18 protein-coding genes and 1 tRNA gene are annotated in these 22,663 nt (G+C 53.8%); 6 read left to right on the plus strand and 13 right to left on the minus strand.

All coding sequences use genetic code 11. The features are described 5' to 3' along the window. Positions 1–139: 139 nt before the first annotated feature. Genes GC165_05075 through GC165_05085 form a run of 3 tightly spaced genes read right to left on the minus strand, consistent with a single transcriptional unit; the run spans position 140 to position 4,681 of the window. Positions 140–1,774 (minus strand): hypothetical protein, encoded by a 1,635-nt coding sequence (locus GC165_05075; protein MBI1332233.1) that lies wholly within the window; start codon positions 1,772–1,774, stop codon positions 140–142. 7 nt (positions 1,775–1,781) lie between these two features. Further along, complete coding sequence (locus tag GC165_05080; GenBank protein MBI1332234.1) at positions 1,782–3,833, minus strand: prolyl oligopeptidase family serine peptidase; 2,052 nt, start codon at positions 3,831–3,833, stop codon at positions 1,782–1,784. A gap of 14 nt (positions 3,834–3,847) precedes the next feature. Continuing rightward, the gene (locus tag GC165_05085) at positions 3,848–4,681 is read right to left on the minus strand and encodes a hypothetical protein (protein ID MBI1332235.1); all 834 of its coding nucleotides are present in this window, start codon (positions 4,679–4,681) and stop codon (positions 3,848–3,850) included. A gap of 69 nt (positions 4,682–4,750) precedes the next feature. Here GC165_05085 and GC165_05090 point away from each other — a divergent pair, with 69 nt between their 5' ends. Continuing rightward, positions 4,751–5,431 carry a prepilin-type N-terminal cleavage/methylation domain-containing protein gene (locus GC165_05090; GenBank protein MBI1332236.1) on the plus strand — a complete coding sequence of 227 codons (681 nt, stop codon included), beginning with the start codon at positions 4,751–4,753 and terminating at the stop codon, positions 5,429–5,431. Here GC165_05090 and GC165_05095 read toward each other — a convergent pair whose 3' ends face one another. From GC165_05095 to GC165_05110, 4 genes are all read right to left on the minus strand, one after another. Further along, positions 5,432–6,112 (minus strand): hypothetical protein, encoded by a 681-nt coding sequence (locus GC165_05095; GenBank protein MBI1332237.1) that lies wholly within the window; start codon positions 6,110–6,112, stop codon positions 5,432–5,434. A gap of 525 nt (positions 6,113–6,637) precedes the next feature. After that, positions 6,638–6,847: a hypothetical protein gene (locus GC165_05100; protein MBI1332238.1), complete on the minus strand. Its 210-nt coding sequence runs from the start codon at positions 6,845–6,847 to the stop codon at positions 6,638–6,640. 339 nt (positions 6,848–7,186) lie between these two features. Beyond that, on the minus strand, positions 7,187–9,703 hold the full coding sequence (locus GC165_05105) for an AAA domain-containing protein (protein MBI1332239.1): 2,517 nt from the start codon (positions 9,701–9,703) through the stop codon (positions 7,187–7,189). A gap of 312 nt (positions 9,704–10,015) precedes the next feature. After that, entirely contained in the window at positions 10,016–11,317 is a 1,302-nt protein-coding gene (locus GC165_05110) for a hypothetical protein (GenBank protein MBI1332240.1), read from the minus strand. A 218-nt stretch (positions 11,318–11,535) separates the two neighbouring features. On the opposite strand from GC165_05110, the gene GC165_05115 reads away from it, so the two are divergent. Next, positions 11,536–11,611, plus strand: a tRNA-Asn gene (locus GC165_05115). A 160-nt stretch (positions 11,612–11,771) separates the two neighbouring features. Here the strand turns inward: GC165_05115 and GC165_05120 are convergent. From GC165_05120 to GC165_05130, 3 genes are all read right to left on the minus strand, one after another. Beyond that, positions 11,772–12,107: a hypothetical protein gene (locus tag GC165_05120; GenBank protein MBI1332241.1), complete on the minus strand. Its 336-nt coding sequence runs from the start codon at positions 12,105–12,107 to the stop codon at positions 11,772–11,774. Positions 12,108–12,245: 138 nt separating this feature from the next. After that, positions 12,246–13,391 (minus strand): tyrosine-type recombinase/integrase, encoded by a 1,146-nt coding sequence (locus GC165_05125; GenBank protein ID MBI1332242.1) that lies wholly within the window; start codon positions 13,389–13,391, stop codon positions 12,246–12,248. Beyond that, positions 13,384–14,358, minus strand: coding sequence for a hypothetical protein (locus tag GC165_05130; GenBank protein ID MBI1332243.1), 975 nt, complete (start codon positions 14,356–14,358; stop codon positions 13,384–13,386). The genes GC165_05125 and GC165_05130 overlap by 8 nt, the downstream gene beginning before the upstream one ends. Before the next feature lie 96 nt (positions 14,359–14,454). On the opposite strand from GC165_05130, the gene GC165_05135 reads away from it, so the two are divergent. Beyond that, positions 14,455–14,670 (plus strand): helix-turn-helix domain-containing protein, encoded by a 216-nt coding sequence (locus GC165_05135; GenBank protein MBI1332244.1) that lies wholly within the window; start codon positions 14,455–14,457, stop codon positions 14,668–14,670. Positions 14,671–14,711: 41 nt separating this feature from the next. Next, positions 14,712–15,896: a hypothetical protein gene (locus GC165_05140; protein ID MBI1332245.1), complete on the plus strand. Its 1,185-nt coding sequence runs from the start codon at positions 14,712–14,714 to the stop codon at positions 15,894–15,896. Between the two features lie 742 nt (positions 15,897–16,638). Here GC165_05140 and GC165_05145 read toward each other — a convergent pair. From GC165_05145 to GC165_05155, 3 genes are all read right to left on the minus strand, one after another. Continuing rightward, on the minus strand, positions 16,639–17,409 hold the full coding sequence (locus GC165_05145) for a zinc-ribbon domain-containing protein (protein ID MBI1332246.1): 771 nt from the start codon (positions 17,407–17,409) through the stop codon (positions 16,639–16,641). An 827-nt stretch (positions 17,410–18,236) separates the two neighbouring features. Further along, on the minus strand, positions 18,237–19,211 hold the full coding sequence (locus GC165_05150; protein MBI1332247.1) for a DUF4393 domain-containing protein: 975 nt from the start codon (positions 19,209–19,211) through the stop codon (positions 18,237–18,239). Positions 19,212–19,322: 111 nt separating this feature from the next. After that, complete coding sequence (locus GC165_05155; GenBank protein MBI1332248.1) at positions 19,323–19,781, minus strand: hypothetical protein; 459 nt, start codon at positions 19,779–19,781, stop codon at positions 19,323–19,325. Positions 19,782–20,173: 392 nt separating this feature from the next. Here GC165_05155 and GC165_05160 point away from each other — a divergent pair, with 392 nt between their 5' ends. Both GC165_05160 and GC165_05165 read left to right on the plus strand, forming a co-directional pair. Beyond that, positions 20,174–20,461 (plus strand): CsbD family protein, encoded by a 288-nt coding sequence (locus tag GC165_05160; GenBank protein MBI1332249.1) that lies wholly within the window; start codon positions 20,174–20,176, stop codon positions 20,459–20,461. Positions 20,462–20,511: 50 nt separating this feature from the next. Then, entirely contained in the window at positions 20,512–22,653 is a 2,142-nt protein-coding gene (locus GC165_05165; protein ID MBI1332250.1) for a hypothetical protein, read from the plus strand. Positions 22,654–22,663: the final 10 nt, after the last annotated feature.

The raw sequence follows: 22,663 nt of genomic DNA on the forward strand, positions 1-22,663 counted from the left end.
ATTAGGAATTTAGACTACATTGCGGTTGATTTCCGCATGGAACCAGGAATTACTCAGTTCGTCGGTAACTGGGTGTACCGGTGAATGATCGATTATCCTTTGAGACGTGTCGCCAGGATCACTGATCGTTCCGAATCTTCTACTTTTGGTCGAGCTCCTGCCGGGTCGCGATGGGCACATATCCAATTTCCAAACCCTTCGGCGGCTTGACCAATTGGGCCGGATCGAGACTCGCTAGAGTTCCGCGAGTCGGCGGCGGCAAGTAGTCGCGATTGCTCTTCCAGGCCCGGTGGATCATCTCGACCTTCACCTGCAACGCTTCTCGTTCGGCCTTGGTCATATCGGAATTGAGCAATGCTGGCTGGTCGGCAAACCGATACCAATAGTAAGTGACCACGCTCCCATCACCGAGGCGAGCCGTAAACGGCCCGGCGGCTGGACCCGGTTTCTTCCAGGTCGAGTCCGCTTCATCGGGTGTCGAATAGGGCTTCGGCGGACCTTCCTTCGCGCGCTCCCACCGAATCTTCCTCAGTCCCGTTTCTTCGGGAACGTCCGATGGCGAAATCGGAATCCATTTTGACTTCTTTTCGTCACCCGCTTGTACCAGGCGGTAGTACTCCGGCAGCGTCACCAGGCCAGATTCTATGCGATTAAGTCGGCCAACAAACTGCCCGCCAAACGTACCCCGATCCCAATTTCGAAACTCGCCGATCTGGCTCCAATCCAGAGAGACCTTCCGCTCCTTTCCATCGCTCTCCTTCCACCAAATCTGCCACGTGGCGTAGCCTTTGTCGCCAAAATTCCGAACTTGCGCTCCCGCTGGGTCGACCTTCCCGGTGCTGAGATGCCCGCCCTTGAACCAGGCCAACACGTCGTCAAACAAAGCCGATTGGTTGTACACAGTGTCGCTGTGGACCATCACCGAGGTTCCGTCCTTGTCGGCCGGGAAGGATATCGGCGCGATCCTGGCATACCAATTGCCTCGATCGTCCCTTCCCAAACGGCACGGCGTATTTTGAGTCTCCATTTGAACGGCTCGATTGGGATTTGCGGGTCGAGTATCGAGAAGTTGACCAACCAGCCGCGTGTCTTTCACGGTCGCATGGGACCAAAAGTGAGGCAAGAAGAAGGCGACCGGACCTTTGAAATTCGCCGAGTTAATGAAAAGGGTCCACGAGTTCGCGCCAGTCGGAAGGTTCATGCCGTCCGTTGTCGACTTTTCCTCGCAAAGCGGCAAATTGAGGTACCCATATCCAAACAGCTTTCCAATTTCGCCCTGCTTGATGTCCAGACCGTCGATCGGAAACAGAAGGTTCTGGCTAAGTTGAGCGACACCATAAAGTCCACGCGGATTGCTCCAGTCTCCCCACCCATGCGAAGGGCCATTGGCAATCTCGGAAAAATTGGGAGCCACGCCGCCCATGATGAATTTGGGTGTCGTCGTTGGGAACCGTGTGTCCGTCCACCAGCCCAAGCCGCCCTCGATGTCCGAGTACATGTCCTTTGGCGCACTCCCTTCGTACTGCGCAAACATCCATGTTCCAGGAAGTCCCGATTGGAAACGGTGGCCGGGGTACTGACTCAGGAGCGGCCAAACCGTAACATACATCGAGTATCCGGCATTAAAGTCCGCCTCAACCTTCCCCACGTGCGGCACGATGACATAACCACCAACATGCTCATCCCTTGGATTGGAAATGAGCTGAGCATGCGAAGCGGCAATCATCGCACAACCGATGATAGGAAAGATCAGGCGACGGACCGTGGTGTTCATCAGATAACTATGGTTTGAGCGCGTCGATGAAGAACTCCATCTTTCGATCGAACCGCAAGCCCGAGTGGCCCTGGTCCACGCCCGCATACAGCCGATACGGCTTCGCCGCCCGATCCAGCGCATTGATCAACTGATAGGTGTTTGCCGGGTGAACATTGTCGTCAGCCGTGCCAATGTAAATGCAAAGCTTGCCGGTCAGATTCTTCGCGTACTCCATCGCCGAGCCCTCGCGATAACCATCCGGGTTGTTCTGCGGAGTGTCCATAAACCTCTCGGTATAGATCGAGTCGTAGTTGTACCAGGCCGTGACTGGCGAGCCTGCGACCGCCGCTGCAAACGTCTCCGGGTGCCGCAAAATGGCCATCACCGATGAGTACCCACCGTACGACGTCCCTTCGATGCCGATTCGACTTCCATCGATATAAGGCATCTTCGCCAACGCCTGCATCGCCGCTGCCTGGTCGTCGATCTCGACGATGCCGAGGTGGCGGTACGGCGCCTGACGAAAATCGCGACCGCGTCCCTTTGTGCCGCGACCATCGATCCAGGCGTGAATGAACCCGAACTCGGCATCGGGGCTGTTGCCCAAGTACCGCTCGCGCCCGCTTCCCGAGTCCGGTCCGCCGTAAACGCTCAAAATGACCGGATACTTCTTGCTGGCATCGAAGTCCGAGGGCTTCTGAATGTAGCCATAAATCTTCGTCTTTCCGTCTGCGGCGAGGCAGGTAAACGATTCAGCCGCCTTAAAACCTCCCTTAGTTAGATCGCTAACGTCAGCCGCGCCAAGTTGGGTCAGGACCTTTCCATTAGCGTCGCAGAGCTGAACCTTCGGCGGCGTACCGAGAGCCTCCTCCCGGTCGATGAACGCGTTTTCATTCTCCGAAAGCTGGACGGTGTGCCCAAGCCCTGGATCGGTCAAACGTGTATCTCCCGACCCATTCAGCTTCACTCGGTGAAGCTGAAGCAAGTATGGATTGGGAGCGCTGTGAGCCATGTACCACATCACGCCCTTCTTCTCATCCACCTTCACGACGTTCTCGACTTCGAACGAATTCTTGGTCACCGGCGCAATCACACCCTTATCCAGTGACGCCAAGTACACGTTCCAATAGCCCGTCTTCTCGCTAAACCAAAGGAACCGCTTGCCGTCCTCCAGCCAAATCATGGTCGGCGTGTTGTCGACCCACCCGTTTGGATTGGTCTCTTGAAGCACAACTCGACAAGCGCCGGTGGCAGGGTCGGCGGCGACCAATTCGAACACGTTTTGCTTGCGATTGGTCCGGTCGAAAAGGATCTCTTTACCATCCGGCGAGAACCGAACATCATAGATGTATTGGGCGATATCTGGGTCTGTCGACTTGAATTCCGTGTCGATTCTGATCGTGCTCTTGGTATGAACGTCGTAAACCAAAAGTTGCACAAGTGGGTTGTTGGCACCCGCCTTCGGATACGCCTCGGTGTACAGCCGATCCTGAATCCCGCCTTCGTCGAGCGTCACATAGTAGTCCTTCACCTTCGATTCATCGAATCGATAGAACACTAGCTTCGACGAATCGGGCGACCACCACATGGCATCGCGCTGACCAAGCTCTTCGCCGTACACCCAACTTCCCGTCGCGTATTTGATCCGCGTCGCCGCGCTGCCGTCCGTCGTCACCGCCGTCTTCTCAGCCGAATTCTTGGCGTCCTCCAGGTACAGATTAGAGTCTTCGTACCGCGCCACCCATTTCCCGTCGGGCGAGTTTGCCGTAGCAAATTGCCTTCCCCGCCCCGGTTGCTGGCGTCGGTCACCCCGGCCAAATCGATTCGGTGCCTCGGTCGTCGGCTTGTAGTCGACGATCTCCTTCTTCTGCAGATCGTACGCCTTCCCATCGCCCGTCACCACATAGCGGCCGTCGTCGCCCCAGCGGTAAACACCAACCGTAGAAAGCGCCCCCATCAGGTCGCGTGACGCCTTCTGAGCATCGAGATACTGCTTGTATTTGGGGTGTTCGGGGAGCCGATCTTGAGCAAAGCCGATCGCCGGAACGAATAGCAAGGAAAACGCGAGCCAACGCATGGAGCGATTTTACGCTAATCCTTCAGCCGAATCGCGCGAAATCCTTCCGCCATGTTCAAGCCCGCCGCCTCGCCGTCATCCAGTTCCTTTTGCATCACCGTCCCCGTCACAGCTTGCAGCTTTTCGCCATAGAACTGGCTCTTATGAATCTTCAGCAAGTCCGCCCGTTCCGACCAATACTTGTCCGTATCGAAGTACACATTCGGTGCTGTGGTCGCAAACAAAAGCAGCCATGAAGCCGAGGTCTTTGACGCAAGCTCGGACGCGGCGCGACCAGAATTCTCGTGGTCTCGATGCTGAACAAACGGAACATATTCTGAATCGAACGCCAAGATGTAATCGGGATGCGAATCCACCATCGCATCCTCCAGCTTCTTCCGTAAGACAGGTTCATCGGGATCATAGCGGCCATCGGGGCCACCCAAGAAAATCACTTTCGCCCCATAGTGCGAGCTCGCATCGTTTTGCTCGATCCGCCGCACCCGCCGGTTCTCGGCCACATTGGTCATAAACGGCGGATAGTAGCTTTTGTCGCCATCCGTCACCACGATCAGGGTGATTTCTGCCCCTGCCTCGTGAAGTTTCAGCAAGGTGCCAGAGATGAAATATTCGGTGTCGTCGGGGTGGCCCGTCACGACCGTCACCCGAGTGCCCTTCGAAAACAGGCGAGCCGAGTCTGGGTCGATTTTGGGATAGTCCGCCGGTGGTTTACGCACTGGGTAATGAATCCTTTGGGGGTTCCACCAATAGATTCCACCCACGATGAGCACGAACAAAAGAAGCATCCGACCCACCGATTTGAGCGCTCTTTTCCATCGTGGGCCGCTCACCACCTTCTTCTTTCTCATCACGACTCTCTCTCATTCTAACGCCAGCCCATTTCTTTATCGTTCGAAATCCATTAAACTAAACTTACGATGCGTCGTGCTTTCACTTTGATTGAATTGCTGGTTGTCATTGCCATTATCGCGATCCTGGCCGCCATCCTCTTCCCCGTCTTTGCCCAGGCAAAGCAGGCCGCCAAGGCAACCTCGTGCCTTTCCAACCTCAAACAGTTGGACCTTGCGTTCATCATGTACCAGGGCGACAACGACGACAGCTTCCCGCTCTCGTCCTACGGTACGCCAACCTCTTTCGTTCTTTGGCACGACATCATCGACCCATACGTGAAGAACAAGCAGGTCTGGCTCTGCCCGTGTAGCAACGTCAAGCAATTCGACACCAGCGGGGCGCCGACCAGCCACTTCGGCTACAACGTCCGCTACCTGACGAACATCGCTCTCGACTTCTCGAACCTGGCCACTCAAACCTCCGTGACTGCGACCGCAGTCCAGGATCCGGCCAACACCGTCGCCCTCGTCACCGGCAAGGCATCCAAGCCGAACTCTTGGTGTGGCGACGACGGAAAGTTTCTCCTGAGTGCAACCGACTACTACCAGACGCTGGGTGGTACAGGCGCAGACTGCTGGGGCGTTCCCGACCCGAATGCGATGAACCATGCGATCATCGCTTGGGTCGATGGCCACGCTAATAAGAAGGCGCTCAGCCAGTTCTACTCCGGCCAAACTCCGCTAGATAAGTATCTCGATCTGGAATAGCTAGTTCTGCAATTCGAGAAAAACTGTGTAATTTCCAGTTCCGCCCGTCAGACCCAGAATAACGTCGTTAACGCCGGGAGTAAAAAAGGCGTCTCCGTTCGAGTCAAGCGTATAAGTTTGTGCGTTGGGACTGGTCCGGCTCTCGCTAATGCTGATTGACGAGGCAACCGCTGGCTCCACATGGACTCGGTAACGATGGCCCTTAACGAGCGCCGATACCACAAAGTTATCGACATCGGTTATGGACGATAGCGAGCCAGTTATTTCTCGATTGCCGTCAATAGACGTTGCGTTGGCATAAAAGGCACCAGCACCGGCATCGTTTGGTTCTACTTCGGCAACTGCGGCTGGCGTGCCTGTCACAAAATGGTCGACGGACAAGTCAGAACCATACTGATCAGCCACGCCGACGGCGCCATCCAGGTTCACGTTGGCAGGAACTGTGACGAGAATCTTCGTTGGAGTCACAGAATCGATTGCCCATGAGGTTCCGGCGATCGAAAATTCCATGGAGCCATCAGTCGCAAAATTATGTCCGTAGATGGCGACTTGTTGACCGGCCGATGCGATCGCAGGATCGAACCCGTCAAGGGTTGGTGCCGCATGATCCGATCCAAGACCGCCGCATGCAAGCAGGCAGATAGTCAAAGTGCCGAAAGAAACTACCGAGAAACCCTTCATGAAATTCTAACCTTAAGCAATACCTACGAATGACAAATCGTTCAGCGACATTGATCGCCAAGGTAATTTTATCTCATAAACTTGCAACAGCAACCATCTACGCAAAACAAAACTCCCGTGAAGCGAGGCTTCACGGGAGTTTTGTTTACTTGACCGGACTTCCTTCAGTTACGAGCAGATCGCTGCCTCGGTGGCGAGGTGGGAGGACCACATCTGGATTACCCAAGTCAGAGGTTCTGAGGCAACAAAAAAGCCCCTCGGCTAAACCGAGGGGCTTTTCCAACTTAACTTACTTCGAGACAAGCTCCTTCTTCTTGGTGCGGAGTCGACGGCCAATTCCTTCTCAAGCCGGACGACTATTACAACCTGCTTGGCGGAGCGGGCGCCGACTGCTGGGGAATTCCCGATCCAAGCGCGATGGACAACGCCATTATCGCTTGGGTAGACGGACATGCCAATCGCAAGAAGCTCAGCGCGTTCTACTCGGGACAAAATCCGATCGACAAGTACTTCGATCTGCGGTAGTCAGTGGGTCAGGGCGTAGAGCCCGAAACCTAGAATGGAAGTTCCGAAGGCGGTTAATATGAATCCGGCGACAACGGCTCGTCCACCGGTCTCGGCTTCGGCATAAAAGTAGACCGTTCTCTTCGTCAGAATTCCCTTGACTCCGCAAAAGATCATGAATCCCGATCCCAGAAGGAGCGCTAAGAGATTGGTGGCGAGATGTTTGGACATTCCTAACCTTAGTATGCGTGCGGATTTTGCATCACGCTCAGGATTTGAGAGAGAATCAACAAGCCAATGGCGATCAGGGATATACCCGCAACCACCGTCTGTTTTCCGCTTGCAGATTTTCGTCCGACCCAGAGACTTCGCTTTCGAATACCATGTAACCCGGCAAGAAGACAAAAACCGCTCGCAAGAAATCCCGCAAAAAGATTTAGCCAATAGATAATCATCTGCTTGCTCCTACTCTTACGGAACAAGACCACACCAGGATTCGTTGGGCGCAAAAAGGAAAGCCCCGCTTGGTCTCACCAAGCGGGGCTCGCAATATTTGTGGCTGAGTAAGCCCTACTTCGAGACGAGCTCTTTCTTCTTGCTCGAACCGCCGTCCTTCTTGACCTTCTTGAAGACGATCTTCTCGGCTTCGTTCGGGTCGACGTCGGCGAGGATATGGTCGCCCTCGGCGAACGTACCCATCAGCATCTCTTCGCTGAGCGGATCTTCGATGTATCGCTGAACCGCGCGTCGCAGAGGTCGGGCGCCCATGTTCGGGTCGTAGCCCTTGTCCACCAGCAGGTTCTTTACCGCTTCGCTCAGTTCGATCGTGATTCCCAGCGACGCCGCTTGCGCGTTCACTCGCTTCAGGTACAGATCGGCGATCTCGAGAATCTCTTCCTTCTTGAGGTGATGGAAGACGATGATCTCGTCCACACGGTTGAGGAACTCCGGTCGGAAGCTCTTCTTCATCTCGTCGAGCATTCGGTTCTTCATCGCCTCGTAAGTCTTCGGATCGTTGACATCCTGTCGGTTGTCGCGGAAGCCAAGCGCCTTATCGAGTTCGATCGGGCGAACGCCGACGTTCGAAGTCATGACGATGATCGTGTTGCGGAAGTCCACGGTTCGACCCTGGCTGTCGGTCAACTGGCCATCTTCAAGAACTTGAAGAAGCAGGTTGAAGACTTCGGGGTGAGCCTTCTCGATTTCGTCGAGCAGGACCACGCAGTACGGGTTTCGTCGAACGGCTTCGGTGAGCTGACCGCCCTCGTCGTAGCCGACGTATCCTGGAGGTGCGCCAACCAGTCGCGAGACCGCAAAGCGCTCCATGTACTCGGACATGTCGATTCGGACCATGTTGGTTTCCTTCTCGTACAGATATCCGGCCAGGGCCTTCGCCAGTTCGGTCTTACCAACACCGGTGGGGCCGAGGAAGATGAAGCTTCCCATCGGTCGCTTCGGATCCTTCAGACCGCTTCGCGAACGTCGGATCGCACGGCTGACCGCCACGACCGCGTCGTTCTGGCCGATGATCTTCTCATGAAGGTCGGTTTCCATCTTCAGAAGCTTCTGGCTCTCGGTCTCGACGAGCTTGGTGACCGGAATACCGGTCCAGCTCTGAACGATGCTCGCGATTTCCGCTTCATTGACGATGGGCTCAATCTTTTCGACCGCTTCCCATGCCTCTTCTCGCTCGAGGACGCTGGCTTCGATCTCTTCCTTCTGCCCGAGAAGCTTCTCAAGCCGATCCGGCTCGTTGTTTCGCTTCTCTAAGTGCTCGATTTCCGTCACGAGCTTGTTCAGCTTCACACGGTCTTCGCGCACGTCCTTCGGCGGCAGGCTCTGTTGGAGCCGAACGCGCGAAGCGGCTTCGTCGATGAGGTCGATCGCCTTGTCGGGCAGGGTTCGATCGCTGATGTATCGTTGGGACAACTGCACGGCGGCGATGATCGCGTCGTCGGTGATTTCGACGTTGTGGTGCGCCTCATATCGCTCACGCAGACCCTTGAGAATCTCGATCGCTTCCTCTTCGGTTGGCTCTTTCACCTTCACCGCTTGGAAGCGTCGCTCGAGGGCGGCGTCCTTCTCGATGTACTTACGAAATTCGTCCTGAGTGGTGGCTCCCACGCACTGCAGTTCGCCTCGCGCCAGGGCGGGCTTCATGATATTGCTGGCATCGATCGCGCCTTCTGCGGCGCCGGCTCCCACCAGCGTGTGAAGCTCGTCGATGAAGAGGATGACTTGGCCGTCGGCTCGACGAACCTCTTCCATCACCTTCTTCATCCGCTCCTCAAATTCGCCTCGATACTTCGTACCGGCGACGAGGGCGGCGAGGTCGAGCGCGACGATTCGCCGATCTTTCAACAGATCGGGAATGTCTCCGCTCACGATGCGCAACGCCAAACCTTCTGCAATCGCCGTCTTACCAACACCCGGTTCGCCGATGAGGCATGGGTTGTTCTTCGTGCGGCGGCAGAGGATCTGCATCACGCGTTCAATTTCGTTTTGGCGGCCGACGACCGGGTCCAGCTTTCCTTCGCGGGCCAACTCCGTCAGGTCGCGTCCAAATTCGTCTAGAGTGGTGGTCTTGCTTGCCCCGCTGGATGTCGTCGACGACGAACCCGCTCGGGTGCCGCTCGTCGATTTCTGCTGGGTGTCGTTGTCCTGAAGACCCATCACTTCGCGTCGCGCTTTTTCTAGCTCGACGCCCAGCTTGGCCAAAACTCTCCCGGCCAAACCGTCTCCTTCTCGAATCAGTCCGAGCAAAAGGTGCTCGGTGCCAATGTAGTTATTGTTCAGGTTCCTCGCTTCGTCATAAGCAAGGTCGATGACCCGCTTGGCACGCGGAGTCAGCGTCATATCCTGGTTGGGTCGTGCGTCGCCGCGGGGGAGTTGCTTCTCCACTTCGGCCCGAACCCGGTTGAGGCTCACACTGAGCTTTTCGAGGACCCGTGCAGCGACGCTATCGGACTCACGCACCAAGCCAAGAAGCAGGTGCTCGGTGGAGACATATCCCTCGCCGAACTTTTGCGCTTCTTCCTGAGCGTAGAACACGACTTTGCGCGCTCTCTCTGTAAAACGTTGCCACATACTCTCTCTTTGTCCTTCGAACCGATCGCTCGGTTCTGTGTTTGTTACTACGTCTGACGATCTGCGGTTAATACGGGTTTCCAACCGAGATTGGAAGACCTATACTCCGCCTGTACCGTTCAGGACGAAAAACGCTCCGTGTTGGGTTCTTTTCTAGCGAAGCTTGTCGTTAGAATTTACCCTCTGGGAGCCTCCGTACCTAGCATTATTGGCGGGAAAGACTTCGGGCCCAGGTTTTGTGGTGAGAATTTGCCGCATTCTAAGAAACCCCCGTAATCGTGCGGGGATTTGAACTTAAAAATCTGGGCAATCTCACGGCGTGACGCGCTTGGCCGTCATCGCCCGGACAATGTCAAGTTCCGAAGCATTTGAATTCGAAATCAGCAGTCGAACGACATCGGCCAGATGCTCGCCGCACGCTTGGTCGTTCACCCGACCTGGCTTAACAATGTTGGTTCCAGAAATCAGCATCGGCACTCTTCCGCACGGCTTGATGCCATGCAGAGTCGCCCGAAGGTTATGATCCGAAGTCGCGATGAACGTGTAGGGCTCTCCTGTTTTCGCCAACGTATCCTCCATGGTTTTGCAGATTTCGCCAGCATAATCCACCGCACCGTAGTAGGACTCCGGATCAAAGCCCAACGGGTCGCCCGGGATGGGATGCATGACATACGGGACGTGCGGACAAGGAACGTGCAAGAAGATCAATCCATGGTGTTCATCGATGAAGCTCGGAACCTGAGCATGAAAATCCTCAATGATCTTCCGCTGCCAGTTGGAATAGAACGTATTGAGCATCTTGGTCTGCGAGTTCTTTCCGACCATCTGGAATGGACGCTCGACCAGAAAGTCGAAGAGCAGCCAAAAGCAGAAGGTCGGATCATCCGACACTCGCTCGTAAAACCGTCCCTCCACACCTGGGAATTCACGATCGTAGGGGTGGTACCAGCCCATCGCCGACGCCCCAACCGTGTCCCTTGCCTCGAGCAAAATGTTGGGCTTCTCGTTCCATTCCCGCTTCTTGCCGCCCACGATGAGATTGAGGGTTTGAGGTCCAGCCGCCTTGGCCCTTTCGACGGTGTGCCCAATGGTCATGGCTGGGAGCGAATACAAGGTTTCCGGTCCGGGCTCAAGGCAATTTGTGAAGTCCAGCGAACGCTTTGCCAAGTCGAGGAATTCATTCGGAGGATACTGACTTGGCCATTTTTCCAATGTGTGAACGGGATCCAATTCGTCAAACACTGCGACCACGATTCTGGGGCCGGTCTTGTGGGCGTTCAGGGCTTGAGATTTGGGGGCCGGAGGGTTGGCGCGAAAGAGCGAAAGGGCACCAATGCAGGTCGCGATTCCGGCATATCCCAATAACTCGAGGATAAGGGTTCCACCCCTCAACCATGTCGTTTTCTCCTTGCGAACCGCTTGCCAGATCAAAAGAAAGGCAACCGCGGCCATGCCGACAAAGACCAAAAATGGAATCGAAAACCCTCGCCGAAAGTCGTCGGCCATGACCAGAGAAATGGGGATGAGCAACCACCGAGTCCATGCGGGAAGATAGGTGCAACCGAATATGAGGACCGACAAAACCGCCATGAGCATGTAGGCCGCAATAAGCATCCCCCGAGGTTGGTCGGAATAGAAGTATCCAAGTCCAGGGTCGAACACTCGCGACCAATTGCCCATCATCAACCCTTCGGCGTAGCCGATCGAGATCAGGATTCGGGTTGTGAGCTTGACGGTCGCGCCTCCAGAGTTTTCTTCGTCATTCTACTGGGAAATCTAAAAGGCGGGGTATCGCGTGCCGAAGATGTTTAGGGTATTATTTTCACTCTCACTGCCGCTTAGCTCAGTCGGTAGAGCAGCTGACTGTTAATCAGCGGGTCGTAGGTTCGAGTCCTACAGCGGCAGCCACTTATTTAGGTTCAAAGAGACTCCAAAGAGGGAGTCTTTTCTGCTTTTTCAGGGCAGTTGAAACCAACGCTGAAACCAACCCGCGCCATCTACTTTAGATGCTAGGTGGTTATCAGAAGCTCAATTGATCATTGAACCCTACGAAAATCCTCGTGCCGATTCATGAACGGTTACCGAAAATATTCTTGATTGGGGGATCATCAGATTTGGGAAACAATGCCTGAACGAAGAAGTTTCCCAGAAAATCTGAGATTCCAATTGAGGCAAGGACAAATCCCCCAAAATATACCAATATTGGCGTAAACCATTGGACGTAGAAGCCTAGTATGCCCAGGCAGACCCACTGACCAATGGAAGTAATCCAGTACACTAAGTTTGGAATTTTTCGCCTACGGTACATTCCTTGGTCATTTCGCTTGCATGCGGTTCCAAGGCAAGTCAGAGCAAACCAGACTATCAATGCCCAAAACTGGATCGATTTTCCAGCAATGATCATTGGGCCATTATATCCTGCTCTTTCCTGGACTCAACGCGTTCACGCCGTTGAAATGGGCTAGTCGCAAAGGTCGGCACGTACCATAGAAGAATTACTTCAAACTCCCAGACCACCGTGCCTTGCGGTGTCGAGCTTCATCTACCTATTGTATATATCACATTGAAGTATCGAATCCATCTTATCTGCCGCGTCCCTTTGCAGGGCCGGGATGACGTGGGAGTACGTGTTCAGCGTTAGCGTGATTTGGCTGTGTCCGAGCGTCTGCATGATCGTTCGAGGGTCGGTACCTTGGGACAAGAGCAAAGTGGCGCAAGAGTGCCGAAGGTCGTGGAATCGAAGTTCTGGCAGTTTATTGTCGGCGAGGACCTTCGTTAGGGATCGGCGAACGTTTCGAGGATCGGCGGGAGTGCCAATCGAGGACGTGAACACCAATCCATTTTCTTGCCAGTCGTCGCCCGCTAGCTCCTTGTCCTGCATTTGTTGGCGAGCCCAAAGGTTTTGAAGCGATTGAACCGCAAAGGCAGGAAGCGGAATCGAGCGGCGAGCGTTACGGGTCTTGGTTTCGACATAGACCAGCTTGCCCTTTACCCGCTGTAACTGCCTTGAAACGGTCAGAGAGCCGTTCTGCAAGTCCAGGTCGGACCATTTGAGGCCAAGGGCCTCACCAAGGCGCAAACCGACGGCCAGAGCCACCGTATACAGGGCCTCGTGCCGATGCCCTTGGATTGCCTTAAGGAACCGTCTTGCTTGGTCGGGGTCTAGGTACTTGATATCTGCCTTTTCCTTGGTCGGACACGACGCGAGAGAGGCGACATTGCGCGGAGCTAGGTCAAAGCGTACGGCGTAGCTGAGAGAGGCTCTGAGGACCCTTCGCAGGTGTTCTGCGCTTATGCCTGCATCATGCTTGGCTCGCAGGAACTTCGTCACGTCCTGGGGAGTGAGTTTGCTTAGGGGTAGTTTGCCGAGCCCTGGTATCAGGTGGTTTCGGACGATCTGCTCATAGCTTCGATAGGTAGAGGGCCTGACCTTGGGCTCTATCACGTCGGCGAGCCACTGATTGAGGAAGTCTCCCAGGGTTTGCTTTTCGTTGTGGAGCGTTAGCCCTTGGTCCCTTGTTCGGATACCAGCGGCGAGCTTTGAGGCGACTTCCTGCCGAGTCTTGCCGTAGAATGCCTTTCGCTTGGGCTTGCCATTCTCCCAACCGACGGTGATTCTCGCGACCCAGCGACCGTCTGGCCGAAGGGAGATTGAACCTTCAGAGTTTCCGCGTTTTGCTTTAGCCATGTTCGTTATCCATTTCAGTCTGCTTGTTGTGTTGCCGCCACGCACGTTGCCTGCATTTCGAACTACAAGTCTTCTTCCTTAAGTCCAATGGTTGAAACCATTTCCCGCACCCTTCACACCGCTTTACAGGTCTACTTGAACCAATAATTTCTTCGGCGAGTAACGCGTAAATGGCTCCAAGTAGATTCTTTGGTTTAAGCAGGATTGTAGTTCCAGAAATAGCCTCGATTGTTGGTCTTACCCAGTCCTGCAACTTCGCATTGAGTTCAAATTCAAGTGCCATCTTGGCAACAATCGAGTACCTAAAAGTTCCGTCAAGAGCCATGCCCGATTCAGTTCTGACCAAGTGAGGGAACACATATTTTCCAAGCTCTGGTGAGACCGTTCTGAAGATTCTTCGGTAGGCAAATGGGTTATCATCGCTGGAAAGCAAGCGGTTCCTGTGTTCCAATTCTTTACAGACTATTTGCATCCACGCTAGCTTCGCCTTCGCTTCATCTCGACATTGATCCCAATACGAGAGTAGTTTTTTCATCTCGGATATTTCGTAGTACCAAAAGGCCAAGGGTTCAATAAAGTCAATGAACGGTGAGACGGTGAGAGCAGTTTGATAGCAGCAAGCTCCGAGCAAGCCATACTGGTCGGCAAAGGCACAAACGGCTTTTGGAGTCATGGACAACTCCCCAAATGTGCGATGCAGCGTTCGGTAGTCCATCGGATCGAAATACGAATCTTCTGCCATGCCACCAGTCCTCCGAGGCAAGATGTAGCCCTTCTCCTGAAAGGACTCATCTCGATAACGATCTGGCATTACTTGGGTTTTCAGCAATGTATCCGTTTCCCACTGCATACAAAATGGAACGCCATCCTCTAGACTTCTCCCTAGTGCCTTTGCCTTTGTGGCCGAGACATATCCCAAATCATCTCTCTTCCACATCAGTCTGAGTGGTCTGCTTTTGGATTTCATGCTTGTTACGGAAGTGGAACGCATTTTGATTTTGGTTACGGATATCTGTCTCGTATTCTCTCACATGTTGGCGAATCCGTCAACGTTTTTTGAACGATGCAAAAGCAATTACTAAAGATCACGGAAGCAGCCGAACAGGCTGGAGTTGGCCGAACCATGGCCTATGAATTCGTCATGTCGGGCCAGTGGCCGAGCGTCAAGATCGGTCGTTCACTGCGAATCCCACTTTCGGGCCTCAATGAATGGATTGAGGGCAAGGAGAAGGAAGCGACGGCAAGAGCCAATGAATTGAAGGGAGGTTACACCTTCTAGACTTCATACAGAATAGGGCGAACGAACGGGTCTGGCTCGGAATGGTCAAACTCTCGCTGTTTGAAGCCATCTTGCATTTGCAAGAGCTTGGGCTTGACCAGTGTGCAGTCTTCCAGATCAAGCCAGACTCGCCGAATTGTCACGTCAAACCGATGGTGCTGGATGGAAAGTACATAGACGTTGAGGACGAGCTTTGTAAGCTGAATGCCCAGGGTTGCGCCATCTTTGTTCAGGTCAATGGCGGCGAGAGACGCGGCGATAGGCACATTAGAGAATTGAATTGGCTGTATGCCGACCTGGACCGAGCGAAAACGCTACCAAAATTGCCTTTTGAGCCTCATATGGTTATCAAGACCAAGAGAGGTTTTCACTTGTATTGGAGAATTGTCGAATCGAGGGACAAAGACCTTTGGAAAGCCGTCGAGAGGGCCCTAGTTGCCCTAATCGGCGCGGATTCTGCCGCAAAGCAGGTATCACAGGTTCTCCGGGTCGCGGGATTCGAGCACCGGAAAGGCGAGCCATACCAGATTTGCATTCACTCGTGGAACCCGAATATGAAACCTTACGACCTGGCCGACTTGCGAGACCAACTCGGGGTTTCCATCGTTCCGAAGACCGGCAAGGTCAAGACTCGAATTGAGCCCATAGGCAAAGCTGAGAAACGATTTTGGTTTCCCATTGTCGGCTACCACGTGACACAGCAAAAACGAAAGATTGCAAAGGCCAAGGTCGGATGCAGGTGGTTGACGGTTCGCCATGCAGCTTTCAGCTTAGGCCACTATGTACACTTGGGCCTAGACCAGGAGTATTTGCGCAGAGCCCTATTGTTGGCAGTTAAGAACGCCCATTGGCCGGACGAGGACCTACGACCGGAAGCGTTGAGCCCCATGATTGAGCAAAACATCGTGAACGGAATCAAGGACGGCTTGCCGATTCTTAAGCCTGAACTTGTCGCGAAAGCAAATGCAATCAGGGCAGGTGAAAGGGCCCTTGAAAGAGCCAAAGACTCGGTCAAGACGTGGCCGGACGTTTTAACAACTGACCAAGCTTGGGCCATCATGCGGCCAGAAGGTAGCGGACAAGCATGGACATCCGATAAACAGGTTAGCTACCAAACATCGAAGTTCCTTCAGCAAAACGGATATCAACCAGCCGGTAGGAGCAATGGGAAATCGCGCTATCGTCGGCGGTCGGATACGGAATCTGGTTCAGGTCCGTGGTCGTAAGTGGTCCCCTCCCCCTGGTCCCCCCCTCTACTGTACGAGAATGCACTGAATAAAAGAAGTCTCTACTAAAGGCATGGCCCTACAAGTCGAAGTAGGTTGAGAACTTGCGAGAGAACGCTTGATCAAACTGTTCGTCGGCCAATGTGAGCATCTCTATCAGTCGCCAATATGTCTTCTGCCTCATGTATTTGGGCCTTGCCAAAGAGTTCCCGTTTACACCAATGCGAGATTCGAGTTTTGCCATTCTGGCAATGGTTCGCCCAAGTATGCATTGGCGCTGGCTCTTGTACCGTAGGTTGTGACATTTGCGACAAAGGAACCTCGAACGACAATAGAGCACACCAACGCGGGCATTACAACGAGGACAAAGAAACCATGGCCGTTTACCGCCAAAGTTGCAGGGAGTCCAGACCACCGGGACCGTGTAGGCAAATTGCTTGGAGTCTTCGCCATGTTCACGGGTTGAGTAGATCAGGCGAACGCCGTTTGCATCCGAAATGGCAGAGACCGAGCCGGTCAGTTCGTCATCGGTATACCAGGAGAGGCTATAGAGCATCCTGTTTTCGGCCAGATAACCACGTCGGTAGAGCCGTGACACGGACAGCCTTAGACATTGGCTTGTAGTGCCATGCGTGCTGTATCTTGTCCACGTGCCAGAACCGTAACCGCCCATTTGCCCATATTGTTAGACGACCGAACGATAGGAATTGCCTAATGATTTCGGCAAAATGACAGGTAATGGCTATGGCAGGAAGATGTTCTTTTGACTCGGGTACGCGACCTCTCGAAGCCGATTTCCATCGACTCTGAAGTCCATGACACGATCATAAAGACTCTCCGCACTCTCACTTGGATAAGTGCTGACCATCATCCTAGACCAGTCGCGAAGCAATTCATCAGTCTCCTTGGACCAGGTACCTTCAGCCGAGTAAAGCTCAAAGCCCTTTCGCGATGCAAACTCAATTAGGTCGCTTAGCGACGCTTGGGGCATGTCTTCCTGTTCCACGCTGTGAGATGGTATTTGATCAGAGATTTCGAGGTCATTGATACCAAGATTGGTAGAAGTTAAGACAGCAGGCTCGCACAACTCATGCTGAGTAATAGTCCTTTCACATCCGCATCGAGGACATATCGTCATTTTTGGTGCCATTAGTGCCGAACAATTCTTGCATCGGCTCTCTATAGATGGGACCCTGTTAGGGGTTGGTAAGCTCCCCGCAAATGGCTTTTGCCCTTCAAAAACTGGGGTACGGGGAGCTAACGATCCCTGATTTTTCCAATCTAGTTCGCGGACGAAATCCAGGTCACTGAGGACATACCCAGATGAGCAAATAGGGCATAACATCAGGTTCTGCGAATCATACGGAATGATTGGAATGAAAAACAAGCTGTACCATTTCTTCGTTTCAACAAGCTGAAAAGAAACTTCATTGCGGCAATTCGAGCAAGTGTAATTAGCGGAAGTACCTCGCAACTTGTTCGTTCGCCGTCCCCATCCAAAAATGAAAAACATTGCCTATGGCCATCGTACCTCTGCACAGCAGAATTCCAGAACGATCTTAGGTCATCGGCGGTGTACTGCAAGTACAATCTTCAAGTGCGTGCAGTTGGCTTTTGCTTTCTTGGTTTGGCACTATTTGGGGCATTGGTGTTCGTTCCCACTGGCTATCCAGCGACCTACGGACGAGTTAGCAATCCTGGCTACGAGATTATCTTCAATATTCATGGCTCAAGGGTAATTGACTCTAGCCGAATGTGGATACAGACCCTCTTGCTCGTCGGTATTGGTGCATATTTCTTGTACGCTTCGAACAAGCGTCCATGAGGAACCGCAAATGGAGTGGCAATTGAAACCAACGCTGAAACCAACGGAGACGCTTTGAAATGAACAATTGCGGCAATCTGCGGCGACACAGCGTATACTTTGAACCTAATTTGGCCCAAGACGAACCGCTGCGGATCATGGCAAGCAGAACTGTTAATCAGCGGGTCGTAGGTTCGAGTCCTACAGCGGCAGCCATTAAAATCACAAATCACTTTGGGTGGAACTTACGTCAGGTTCCACCCAAAGTCGTTTGTGGGCTTCGATCGTCCGTCGCTGAAGGACGAGAAGTTCATCCTCGATGATTCCGCCGAAGGGCAATGAACAAAGTGAATCGGAACGCCATGCGTCAGCGAGGGAAATGGAGCAAACCGGAATCGGGAAGTCCTACAGCGGCAGCCATTCAGATTGGAAACAGAAGGAAGAGCCAGTCGCAGTGCCCACGCGACCTTCTAGTAATTGCCGAGGCATTGTGTTTGGCATAATTCTCGCTCGGGGACTTAGCAACTAAGCAGCTCTCACCAATCGAAAATTTCGCTAGCCGCAAAAGGTGCTTCGATATCTCTATCGATTGCATGGCAAAAGAAACTGTGGCCGAATTCAGTAAATTCTGTGAACTGAACTTTCGTTTCGAGACTCAGTGAAGTAATTTGCTCGCTCCATTTTTCACGAGACGAATCTAGAAAGTCAGGAACTTTCTCATAAATTGGAGCAAGCAGTTCCCTTTCCTCAGGTACCACACCCGAGTTGAGGACTACCCTTCGATCTATTAGCTGAAGTGAATGAGTGAAAACCCGCGACTCAGGGTCTTCAATGATTTTCAGGCGAGCCAAATTATCAAGAGCAGAATACAGTAACAAAGGCGACAAGCTTGGACTCCAAGGGTCGCCTGACCCGATTTCAAGGCGTGGTTGATTATCATAAACGCCGGAAGCCCGACTCTTCCATCTTGTCATGTCCATCTTGAATCTAAGTAAATTGCGCTTTGAAGGTGTCAGCGCCCTTAAGAAGACAGCTTCTTTGGGATGCAGCTGCTTGATAATCTCTACAAAGGCTGGATGAGGCTGGGAAACATTCGTGCCATCCATGGCCGAAGCCAAGAGATTTGCAAACATGTCGCTCAGAATTTCGTCGTTTCCTAGGTAGCGCATTGCCTCGATTGCTGGTACCGCAATATTTGCTGGTGGAGCAATTACGCGCCCTGGGGGAACTTCGGCGAGTTTCTTTTCCAAGGCATCTTTCAAGTGCTTTTCAATACGCTCGAATCCCCAAACCGTTCCTTTGAGCGGAAGAAGTGCAACATTGATGGCACGACCAATAAGAGTTAGGGCCTTTCCAACTTCCTTCGACGCCCCACTTAATGCATCATCATAAAGCGGCTTCGCAACAGCTTTGACCAATTCAGAGCCTAAATTACCTTCTTTTTCGTCCTTTGTAGACTCCGTTTTGTCCGATTCAGTTGACACGTCTACAAAGATAATACACGACAATATCTAGTGATAGCGCAACATTTCCCGGTCCAAATTTGGACACTTGAACAGCTCACGCAACGACGGCCTAGCAGCTAAATCAAGCTGTTGTACAGGTCGGACCCGATAGGGATGTTAAGTCATATCAGCCAAAGCTGGTGGATCGCAAGCCATCTCTTTGATGTAGATCAGTTTCTCACGACGGCTGAGAATAGAAGGCAACGCGTATTCGTCATCAAAGAAATCTGACAACAGCCTTCCAGAGATTGACAGCAAAACCTCTCTATCAATTTCCTTAATCCGATCGTAGAGAACGTCTGCGTAGAACATCGCGGCCCTCTGTCCTTTTGGATACAGTGAAGGCAATCGGAGAGCAAATTCTCCCGCCGAAAGATAGCCTTCCTCGCGATCGGCAATCAGAAACCCGAGCCTATGCGAGAAGTCAATGTCAACGGGATCAAGTTCCTCGGTCTCCGCTTTTGCCACATACTCGCAGGTCACTCGCCTCAAAAAGGCTGGAACGACCGGCTTCAGCGAGCACTGCTCAAATAAATACCGGCTATGCGAAAACTCGAATGGAGCAAGGGTCAGCATTGACGAGAGCTTCGCGCAGTTCCTCACCTTGCCCATACAGTGCCAACATTGAAATGCGGCCCATCCATAGAATTGGCCCTCGTAATTTGACAAAAGCAGGAGCCTCCTGAAGCGAACAATATCCAATTGGAGGGCCCGCCCTTTATGCTTGTGTCGCCAGACGATCGACCTAAGGCGCTTTGGCATGACATCCAACGGATCGCGTGGTTTCCGGCGCATCAGTTATTGTACGGTCGCGACCGCCCCCCGACAAGGGGAAACCCCTCCTTGGGCGATCAATCCGTTAGGATTCGCTTGCTGAGAGCACCTAGGACCTTCGGCCAACCGCCCGACCCAACCCACGACGCCACCAGCCCACCAGACGTAAGAACCCTTACCTTAGGAGAATAACCATGGCCGATATCAAGAAAGCAGTCGACGGCGTCGCTGGCGCCGGAACCTCGGACAAAATCGAAGGCAAAGTCGATGAATGGACCGGTAAGGCCAAGCAAGCCGTCGGCGACCTGACCGACGACGACAAGCTCCACGCCGAAGGTGAAGCCCAAGAAGCCGAAGGCAAACTAAGCCACGCGATCGGCGAGATCAAAGAAGTGGCTGGTCTCGTGGCTGGTGTAGCCGTCGAAAGTGCTCACATCGTGGCCGACAAGGTCAAACACGCCATCCACAAAGACGACAAGTAAGGCCTCCGTAACGCTCTCGTAACGCCAGCCCGGCGTACCATCGGGGCGAGGTGAAAAAACTTTCCCCGAGTCGCATGGTGGCGTGGGCCGCCGCCCTTCTGCTTTGCATAGTCCTCATCGCCTGTGGAGGTGGAGGTGGCGGCGGTCTGGCCCCGCTTCCTGACTTCATTCCCGGCAGTGTCTCCGACACCGACCGCGACAACGCCGTGGCCGAGGTCTCCGACTATTTCGCCACCGTGGCGGGCAACGCGCAAGCCGCTAGCCTGATGGTCACCAAGATGAAGTCGATGCCGGTGTTCGCCACCGCTGAAATCTCGGCCAGTGGCGACGTCATCGGCTGGTTCAAGGACGGTCGCCAACTCGCCGTCTTCACCTCCGACGACTTGCCTCCGGCAAGTGCCGGCCACGCCTCCCAAGCCGCCGCCAAGCCGCCAACGGCCATGCCCAAGAATCTCACCTTCGGACGAAAGGCTTTTCTCATCAACTCCTTTGAGCCAGCCCGTGAGGATTCGACCGCCGCATTAAGTCCGTTGCTTCAGCAAAAAGGCTACGACGTAACCACCATGTCAGGCACATTGGCCGACTTCACACACCTCTCCGACGTCAGTCTCCTTCTCGTCCACGCCCACGGTCTGCTTTCCACCGACAAACATCGGGTTCAGCATTTCTACTATGCAACCTCCCAAAGCCCCGATGCCATTACGAATGGAGTCTATTCCGCTGACTGGGACAACGATTCGCTGTTCGTGGGCGTCGGCCCATCCTGGAATCTCGACGGCACCGTCTCGGTCGCCAAGAAGTACTGCATCAGCGAACAATTCCTTATCAACCACGGCCTCAATTTCGTTCCCAATGCGTTCTGGATGTCGCAATCATGCTCGTCCTACACGACGCCGATTCTCAATATCGCACTCGGAGGCGGATCCACCGGCGTGGCAACCTACGCCGGATGGACGAAACCGGAGGAAAGCAGCGAATCGACCGCGACAACCAATTTTGTCTTCGATCGACTTCTCGGCTTAAATCAGGTAGCCCCAGTCGAGCAAGACACACCCTCGCCCTACGATTTCGACAAGCTCCGAACGGCGCTCAGCACAACCAAACGCCCGGGTAGCTCACTGACGTATGACACGTCGATTAAGAACGACCCGGCCAAGTTCTTCATCAAAAGCGCGAACGGAAGCACTGTCCACACCATCATTCCGTCCATCACCACCGCCCAGATTGGCACCGACCCCAGCACGCTCTCCATCGATGGATTCTTTGGGACCCAGCAAGGGGCCGTTACGCTCGATGGAACGATCCTGACACCCGTGTCATGGTCAGAAACCAACGTCGTAGTGCAAAACCCAGCCGCCGATTCCGGCGTTCTGGTCGTCCGATCTCTCGGCGCGGACAGCCCGGACGGTTACCTCCTCAGCCAACCATACCAATACAGCGGGTTGCAGGTCGAAATTTCACCCGATGGCGCGGCACTCGACCTCAGCGCACATCAGACCTTCACCGCGAATATCACGCACGGCACGTTGCCGCCGGGAGCAACGTTCAAGTGGACCCTCACCGGCAACGGCAAAATCAACGGGGGCACGTCCGTCACGTCGACCTCGCCAACGGTCTCCTACGTGGCCCCAAACACCACGACACTCGATTCACTCAAAGTCCAAGTCATCTATAAGGGAGTTTCGCAAGCCGAAAAGTCATCCACCATCGTGGTTGGCGATGTTGGCACCATCGACTTCACCCTCTCGGGGAATTGGGACACATCCAAGACTCCGCCCATTGGCCACTACATGTACTCCGATGGCGCCGGTGCCCGGTGGTCGCCAGAACCAGGATTGGATGCCTTGGCAATGTCGTACGACATAGGAACAGAGCAGACCATTGGCGTCCTGGTTACGGCCCAACTCACTCCCGGCCAGCAGCTCGTTGCGGGTCAGACCTTCACGCACTATCACAGTGGCGATCCTATCGTGCCGGGAATCTTCACCCTCACGATGTCCACCAATCTGACCAATCCCGAGGACCCCAATTCGAGTCAGTACGCCATCGGAACCGATGGAACCATGACGATTGACTCGGTGCGAACTCTCGGCGATTCGACCAAGTACATCCACTTCACGTTCACCGCCACCAACGGAATCGGAGGCACCGTCACTGGAACCGGAACCGCGAAGATCATCCCTTACAATTAGAAGTCGGGGG

The organism is Armatimonadota bacterium (assembly GCA_016125185.1).
Classification (GTDB): Bacteria; Armatimonadota; Fimbriimonadia; order Fimbriimonadales; family Fimbriimonadaceae; genus Fimbriimonas.

Bases quoted from the DNA above. Each gene is read 5' to 3' on its own strand.
- GC165_05075 (MBI1332233.1), bottom strand. From the start codon at position 1,774: ATGAACACCACGGTCCGTCGCCTGATCTTTCCTATCATCGGTTGTGCG.
- GC165_05080 (MBI1332234.1), bottom strand. From the start codon at position 3,833: ATGCGTTGGCTCGCGTTTTCCTTGCTATTCGTTCCGGCGATCGGCTTT.
- GC165_05085 (MBI1332235.1), bottom strand. From the start codon at position 4,681: ATGAGAAAGAAGAAGGTGGTGAGCGGCCCACGATGGAAAAGAGCGCTC.
- GC165_05090 (MBI1332236.1), top strand. From the start codon at position 4,751: ATGCGTCGTGCTTTCACTTTGATTGAATTGCTGGTTGTCATTGCCATT.
- GC165_05095 (MBI1332237.1), bottom strand. From the start codon at position 6,112: ATGAAGGGTTTCTCGGTAGTTTCTTTCGGCACTTTGACTATCTGCCTG.
- GC165_05100 (MBI1332238.1), bottom strand. From the start codon at position 6,847: ATGTCCAAACATCTCGCCACCAATCTCTTAGCGCTCCTTCTGGGATCG.
- GC165_05105 (MBI1332239.1), bottom strand. From the start codon at position 9,703: ATGTGGCAACGTTTTACAGAGAGAGCGCGCAAAGTCGTGTTCTACGCT.
- GC165_05110 (MBI1332240.1), bottom strand. From the start codon at position 11,317: ATGCTTATTGCGGCCTACATGCTCATGGCGGTTTTGTCGGTCCTCATA.
- GC165_05120 (MBI1332241.1), bottom strand. From the start codon at position 12,107: ATGATCATTGCTGGAAAATCGATCCAGTTTTGGGCATTGATAGTCTGG.
- GC165_05125 (MBI1332242.1), bottom strand. From the start codon at position 13,391: ATGGCTAAAGCAAAACGCGGAAACTCTGAAGGTTCAATCTCCCTTCGG.
- GC165_05130 (MBI1332243.1), bottom strand. From the start codon at position 14,358: ATGAAATCCAAAAGCAGACCACTCAGACTGATGTGGAAGAGAGATGAT.
- GC165_05135 (MBI1332244.1), top strand. From the start codon at position 14,455: ATGCAAAAGCAATTACTAAAGATCACGGAAGCAGCCGAACAGGCTGGA.
- GC165_05140 (MBI1332245.1), top strand. From the start codon at position 14,712: ATGGTCAAACTCTCGCTGTTTGAAGCCATCTTGCATTTGCAAGAGCTT.
- GC165_05145 (MBI1332246.1), bottom strand. From the start codon at position 17,409: ATGTTTTTCATTTTTGGATGGGGACGGCGAACGAACAAGTTGCGAGGT.
- GC165_05155 (MBI1332248.1), bottom strand. From the start codon at position 19,781: ATGCTGACCCTTGCTCCATTCGAGTTTTCGCATAGCCGGTATTTATTT.
- GC165_05160 (MBI1332249.1), top strand. From the start codon at position 20,174: ATGGCCGATATCAAGAAAGCAGTCGACGGCGTCGCTGGCGCCGGAACC.